Annotated in this window: 6 protein-coding genes and 1 rRNA gene; all 7 read left to right on the top strand. The window is 68.7% G+C overall.

Annotated elements, in window-relative coordinates; all coding sequences use genetic code 11:
* Positions 1–87, top strand: a 5S ribosomal RNA gene (gene rrf / locus AB0D66_RS20420); the annotation flags it as partial.
* A 132-nt stretch (positions 88–219) separates the two neighbouring features.
* Entirely contained in the window at positions 220–810 is a 591-nt protein-coding gene (locus AB0D66_RS20415; protein WP_362305072.1) for a CDP-alcohol phosphatidyltransferase family protein, read from the top strand.
* 99 nt (positions 811–909) lie between these two features.
* On the top strand, positions 910–3,405 hold the full coding sequence (locus AB0D66_RS20410) for a mannose-1-phosphate guanyltransferase (RefSeq protein ID WP_362305070.1): 2,496 nt from the start codon (positions 910–912) through the stop codon (positions 3,403–3,405).
* Positions 3,406–3,504: 99 nt separating this feature from the next.
* Complete coding sequence (locus AB0D66_RS20405; protein ID WP_362305067.1) at positions 3,505–4,413, top strand: DUF881 domain-containing protein; 909 nt, start codon at positions 3,505–3,507, stop codon at positions 4,411–4,413.
* Positions 4,410–4,742, top strand: a complete 333-nt coding sequence (locus AB0D66_RS20400) for a small basic family protein (RefSeq protein ID WP_030158423.1) — start codon at positions 4,410–4,412, stop codon at positions 4,740–4,742. The genes AB0D66_RS20405 and AB0D66_RS20400 overlap by 4 nt, the downstream gene beginning before the upstream one ends.
* Before the next feature lie 5 nt (positions 4,743–4,747).
* Positions 4,748–5,554, top strand: a complete 807-nt coding sequence (locus tag AB0D66_RS20395) for a DUF881 domain-containing protein (RefSeq protein ID WP_362305062.1) — start codon at positions 4,748–4,750, stop codon at positions 5,552–5,554.
* 85 nt (positions 5,555–5,639) lie between these two features.
* On the top strand, positions 5,640–6,584 hold the full coding sequence (locus tag AB0D66_RS20390) for an FHA domain-containing protein (protein WP_362305101.1): 945 nt from the start codon (positions 5,640–5,642) through the stop codon (positions 6,582–6,584).
* Positions 6,585–6,595: the final 11 nt, after the last annotated feature.

The raw sequence follows: 6,595 nt of genomic DNA, 5'->3' as shown, positions 1-6,595 counted from the left end.
GGTTACATTCCGAACCCGGAAGCTAAGCCTTTCAGCGCCGATGGTACTGCAGGGGGGACCCTGTGGGAGAGTAGGACGCCGCCGAACAATCATTGCGGGAAGCCCCGCACCAGGTATCTGGTGCGGGGCTTTTCTGCGTTCAGGACACGTGTGCGGTCTCCTGTAGGGTCAGGGGGCATCGAACGACCAGATTTCTATCGTCACAGTGGAGGCCCCCGGGTGGAGGTCCAGGAGACTCGGGTTCAGACTGACCGAATTTTCACCATTCCGAACGTCCTGAGCATGGCTCGCCTGGCCGGCGTGCCCCTGTTCCTGTGGCTGATCCTCGCCGAGCACGACGGATGGGCCCTGGCCGTCCTCATGCTCAGCGGTATCAGTGACTACCTCGACGGGAAGCTCGCCCGCCGCTGGAATCAGATCAGCAAGCTCGGACGGCTGCTGGATCCGGCCGCGGACCGGCTGTACATCCTGTCGACGCTCTTCGGTCTGACCTATCGCGAGATACTGCCGCTGTGGCTCACGGGAGCCCTGCTCGCACGCGAGCTGATGTTGCTGGTCATGGTGTGGATCCTGCGCCGGCACGGCTATCCGCCGCCGCAGGTCAACTTCCTCGGCAAGGCCGCGACCTTCAACCTGATGTACGCCTTCCCCTTGCTGCTGCTCAGTGACGGCACGGGCTGGTTGGCCTGGACGGGGGCAGTTTTCGGATGGGCGTTCGCCGGATGGGGTACAACCCTCTATTGGTGGGCAGGAATCCTTTACGTGGTGCAAGTCCGCCGTCTCGTGAAGGCGGACTCCACGGCCGATTGAGCTCGCCCGGCGCCGGATGACGCGGAGGAGTTGCGGAGTCACCGTCCGAGACGGGTGAGGTCGGCCAGACCGTCATCTCTCTAGGAGGACTCTTCCGACATGAAGGCCGTCGTGATGGCCGGTGGCGAAGGAACGCGCCTTCGCCCAATGACCTCGAGCATGCCCAAGCCGCTCCTGCCGGTGGCGAACCGGCCGATCATGGAGCACGTGCTGAGGCTGCTCAAGCGGCATGGGCTCAGCGAAACCGTGGTCACCGTGCAGTTCCTGGCGTCGCTCGTCAAGAACTACTTCGGGGATGGCGAGGAGCTCGGAATGGAGCTCACCTATGCCAACGAGGAGAAGCCACTCGGCACCGCCGGCAGTGTGAAGAACGCCGAGGAAGCCCTGAAGGATGACGCCTTCGTCGTCATTTCCGGCGATGCGCTCACCGACTTCGACCTCACCGATCTGATCCGCTTCCACAAGGAGAAGGGCGCACTGGTCACGGTGTGCCTCACCCGGGTACCGAACCCTCTGGAATTCGGTATCACGATCGTGGACGAGGAGGGCAAGGTCGAGCGCTTCCTGGAGAAGCCGACGTGGGGCCAGGTCTTTTCCGACACGGTCAACACCGGCATCTACGTCATGGAGCCCGAGGTCTTCGACTACGTGGACCCGGACGTCTCCGTGGACTGGTCCGGTGACGTCTTCCCCCAGCTCATGAAGGAAGGCCGGCCGATCTACGGCTACGTGGCCGAGGGCTACTGGGAGGACGTCGGCACGCACGAGAGCTACGTCAAGGCGCAGGCCGACGTACTCGAGGGCAAGGTCCAGATCGACATGGACGGCTTTGAGATCTCACCCGGGGTGTGGATCGCCGAAGGTGCCGAGGTGAGCCCGGACGCGGTCCTGCGCGGGCCCCTGTACATCGGGGACTACGCCAAGGTCGAGGCCGGAGTCGAGATCCGCGAGCACACCGTCATCGGGTCGAACGTCGTCGTCAAGAGCGGCGCGTTCCTGCACAAGGCCGTCGTCCACGACAACGTGTACATCGGGCCGCACAGCAATCTCCGCGGCTGTGTCATCGGGAAGAACACCGACATCATGCGTGCCGCGCGCATCGAGGACGGCGCGGTCATCGGGGACGAGTGCCTCGTCGGCGAGGAATCGATCGTCCAGGGCAATGTGCGGGTCTACCCGTTCAAGACCATCGAGGCCGGCGCCTTCGTCAACACGTCGGTCATCTGGGAGTCGCGCGGACAGGCGCACCTGTTCGGCGCGCGCGGGGTCTCCGGCATCCTGAACGTGGAGATCACCCCCGAGTTGGTGGTGCGGCTCGCGGGCGCCTATGCGACGACCTTGAAGAAGGGGGCGACGGTCACCACCGCGCGTGACCACTCCCGAGGCGCGAGAGCGCTCAAACGAGCCGTGATCTCGGCGCTCCAGGCCAGCGCCATCAACGTGCGCGACCTGGAGAACGTACCGCTGCCCGTCGCACGGCAGCAGACCGCGCGCGGCAGCGCGGGCGGGATCGTCCTGCGGACCTCGCCGGGCGTGCCGGACTCCGTCGACATCATGTTCCTGGACGAGCGCGGGGCGGACCTCTCGCTCCAGCAGCAGCGCAAGCTCGACCGGGTGTACGCGCGCCAGGAGTACCGGCGGGCGTTCCCCGGGGAGATCGGCGACCTGCAGTTCCCGGGCAGCGTCTTCGACGCCTACACCGGTTCGCTGCTGCGCAGGGTCGACATCACCGGGATCGGCGACGCCGGTCTCAAGGTGGTCGTGGACGCCTCCAACGGCAGCGCCGGGCTGGTGCTGCCCAGCCTGCTGGGCCGGCTCGGCGTGGACGCGCTGACGATCAATCCCGGGCTCGACGAGTCGAGGCCCACGGAGACCGCCGAATCCCGGCGGGCCGGGCTGGTGCGGCTCGGGGAGATCGTGGCCTCGGCCCGGGCCGCCTTCGGCGTGCGCTTCGACCCGGTCGGAGAGCGGATCTCCCTGGTGGACGAGCGCGGCCGGATCATCGAGGACGACCGGGCGCTGCTGGTGATGCTGGACCTGGTGGCGGCGGCCAAGCGCAGCGGCAAGGTCGCGCTGCCGGTGACCACCACGCGCGTCGCCGAGCAGGTGGCGGCCTACCACGGTACGCAGGTGGAGTGGACGACGACCTCGCCCGACGACCTGACCCGGGTGGGCCGTGCGGAGGACACGATCTTCGGCGGGGACGGCCGTGGCGGGTTCATCGTTCCGGAGTTCAGCAGCGTCTTCGACGGCGCCGCGGCCTTCGTGCAGCTCCTGGGGCTGGTGGCGCGTACGCAGCTCACGCTGAGCCAGATAGACGCGAGGATCCCGCGGGCGCACGTGCTCAAGCGGGACGTGCCGACGCCGTGGGCGGTGAAGGGGCTCGTGATGCGGCGGGTCGTGGAGGCGGCGGGCGACCGGCAGGTGGACACCACCGACGGGGTGCGGGTCGTGGAGGCGGACGGGCGCTGGGCGCTGGTCCTGCCGGATCCGGCCGAGGCGGTCACCCATCTGTGGGCCGAAGGTCCCGACGACGCCTCGGCGCAGGCGCTGCTCGACGAGTGGGCGGGCGTGGTGGACGGCGCCGGGCACTGAGTGCCGGGAGGACCGAGGTCCCGCGGGCCGGGCGGGGAGGTTTCCCCGCCCGGCCCGCGGTTCGGGCGCATTGGGTGTGTGCCCCGCCGACATGCGACGATGTGCGGCATGTCGCAGCCGCCCCACAGCCGGAGTTCGGCCTCTCCTGCGCCCGCGCGTCCGGACGCTTCCATGTCGCTGCTGACGCACGTGATGGACCACAGCCTCGACGAGGGCTATGCGGAGGCCGCGGCCCGGCGCGAGGCGGAGGGCACGGCGGGTCTCCCGCGGACCCTGAAGGCCAAACTGGCGCTCGGCGCCGGACTCGTGCTCGCCGCGATGGTCGTCACGCTGGGCGCCGCCGAGGCGCGGATAGCCGCTCCGGTGCTGGCCAAGGAGCGGCACGAGCTGATCGAGCGCGTGGAGCGGGCCGATGAGCGGGCCGACGGTCTGGAGCGGGACATCGAGCGGCTTCGGACGACGGTCGCGGAACGTCAGCGGGCCGCGCTGAAGCAGACCGGGAGCGGTCAGGGCGAGCTCGTCGGGCTGCTGTCCGGTGCCACGGAGGTGCGTGGTCCGGGGGTCAAGCTGGTCGTGGACGACGCGAAGGGCGCTTCGTCGGGCGGCGGGGACGGGCCGCGGGAGAGCGCCGGCTTCTCGGACACCGGCCGGGTCCGGGACCGTGACATGCAGAAGATCGTCAACGGGCTGTGGCAGTCGGGGGCGGAGGCCGTCTCCATCAACGGGCAGCGGCTGACCGCGCTGTCGGCGATCAGGGCCGCCGGTGACGCGATACTTGTCGACAACAGGCCGCTGGTGCCGCCGTACGAAGTGCTGGCGGTGGGGGACAAGAAGCGGCTCGGCCCCGCCTTCCAGGACTCGGCGGACGGCCAGTACCTGCACGTGCTGCAGGAGAGCTACGGGATCCGCTACACCCTGTCCGCCGCCGACGAGGTGCGGTTGCCGGCCGCGTCGAGCCTGACCGTACGTACAGCCACAGCAGCAGAGCAGCAGAAGGGTGCATCGTGATCGCGGTACTGGGCCTCGTGGCCGGAGTGGTGGTCGGACTTCTGGTCCGGCCCGAAGTGCCGGCCGTGGTGGAGCCTTATCTGCCGATCGCCGTGGTGGCGGCGCTGGACGCGGTGTTCGGGGGCTTGCGCGCGATGCTGGACGGCATCTTCGTGGACAAGGTCTTCGTGGTGTCGTTCCTGTCGAACGTGGTCGTGGCGGCGCTGATCGTCTTCCTCGGCGACAAGCTGGGCGTCGGCTCGCAGCTGTCCACGGGCGTGGTCGTGGTGCTCGGCATCCGCATCTTCTCCAATGCCGCGGCCATCCGCCGGCACGTGTTCCGGGCGTGAGGCCGATGAGTACGAATGACACCCCGCCCGAGGAACCGAACGTTCCGGAAGAGCCTCTCAACAAGGGGACGGCGCCGGTGGCGGAGGAGCCCGAGCAGACGGGCCGGCAGCGGCTCGCGGCCGGGCTGTGGCCGCCGCGGGTGAGCCGGGCCCAATTGATCGTGGCTCTGCTGCTGTTCGTCCTGGGGCTCGGGCTCGCCATCCAGGTGCGCTCCACCAGTGACTCGAGTGCGCTGCGCGGGGCCCGCCAGGAGGACCTCGTGCGGATCCTCGACGAGCTGGACGGGCGGACCAAGCGCCTGGAGGAGGAGAAGCAGCGGCTGGAGGATCAGCGCAAGGAGCTGGAGAGCAGTTCCAACCAGGCGGAGGAGGCCCGGAAGCAGACCGTGGAGAAGGAGCGCCAACTCGGCATCCTGGCCGGTACGGTGGCAGCCCAGGGGCCCGGAATCACGCTGAAGATCACCGATCCCAAGGGCCTCGTGCGGTCCGACCAGTTGCTGGACACGCTCCAGGAGCTGCGGGCGGCCGGGGCCGAGGCGATCCAGATCAACGGGGTGCGCGTGGTGGCGGGCTCGTACTTCTCGGACGAGAGCGGCGGGGTCGGGATCGACGGTACGAAGATCACACAACCCTATGAGTTCAAGGTGATCGGCAAGCCGCAGGATCTGGAGCCGGCGCTCAACATCCCCGGCGGTGTCGTCCAGACGCTGGAGAAGGAACAGGCCAACGTCCTCGTCACACGGCCGGCGAAGATCGTCGTGGATGCCTTGCGGGCTGCGAAGCAGCCTGACTACGCTCGGTCGTCATCGTGAGGATGCGGAGCGGAGAGTGGACCGGCTCACGCGGGCGGATGCCTGCGGGGGGTCGGCGCACCGAAGTCGCGGTGCGTGGTGGAAACTGTCTGGTGGTTACGGACGTTGTGAGAATGTCCGGGTCGGCAGGTGTGTGCATTCGGAGTTCGTCCTGCCCCACGGGCGGGTCTGTTTCGGTCAAGGGGAATCGCCCGTGAAGTTGTTTGAGAAGTTGTTCGGCAAGAAGAACCGCGAGGAGAGCGGGCCGGCGCGCCACCGTGCCGGGCACGGCGACGCGGAAGGGCAGGGCGACCGGCCGCTCTTCCGTGACGAGGTCGCGGGCGGGGGTGACATTTCGGGCGCGCACGGCGCGTCGTCTGTTGACCCTGCCGGTACCGGACGCATAGGTTTCGGTGAACCATCAACCTCAAGTGCGGGTGGAGGGTTTGCCCCCGACCCGTATGCCACCAATGCCTCCGCGGGGCAGCCGCGGCGCGAGGAGCCGTCCATGTCGGCCGAGCAGGTTTGCAGCAGGTGCGGACACCGCAGCGATGCGGCCAGCCGGTTCTGCTCCAACTGCGGCGCGCCGCTGCGGGCGGGTCTGACGCCGGAGCGTGCCTCGGAGACCACGTCCACCATCTCGATCTCGGGCCTCGAGGCCTACGAGGCCGAGGTGTCGGGACAACAGCACGTGTCGTCCTCGCTGTCCCCCGAGGCCCAGGCCGCGGTGGAAGCGCTGCCGCCCGGTTCCGCCCTGCTGATCGTGCGGCGCGGTCCCAACTCCGGTAGCCGCTTCCTGCTGGACGGCGAGCTGACCACGGCGGGCCGGCACCCGCAGAGCGACATCTTCCTGGACGACGTCACCGTCTCCCGGCGCCATGTCGAGTTCCGCAGGAGCCAGGACGGCGGATTCACCGTCTCCGACGTCGGCAGCCTCAACGGCACGTACGTGAACCGTGAGCCGATCGACTCCGTCGCGCTGCACAACGGCGACGAGGTGCAGATCGGCAAGTACCGGCTGGTCTTCTACGCGAGCCTGCGGGGCGTCTGACCCTCTCCCCG

This window comes from Streptomyces sp. NPDC048270, assembly GCF_040652335.1.
GTDB lineage: Bacteria > Actinomycetota > Actinomycetes > Streptomycetales > Streptomycetaceae > Streptomyces.
The sequence above is the reverse complement of the archived record's forward strand: the minus strand, read 5'-3'. Positions and strand labels throughout refer to the sequence as shown.

Bases quoted from the DNA above. Each gene is read 5' to 3' on its own strand.
- AB0D66_RS20410 (WP_362305070.1), top strand. From the start codon at position 910: ATGAAGGCCGTCGTGATGGCCGGTGGCGAAGGAACGCGCCTTCGCCCA.
- AB0D66_RS20405 (WP_362305067.1), top strand. From the start codon at position 3,505: ATGTGCGGCATGTCGCAGCCGCCCCACAGCCGGAGTTCGGCCTCTCCT.
- AB0D66_RS20395 (WP_362305062.1), top strand. From the start codon at position 4,748: ATGAGTACGAATGACACCCCGCCCGAGGAACCGAACGTTCCGGAAGAG.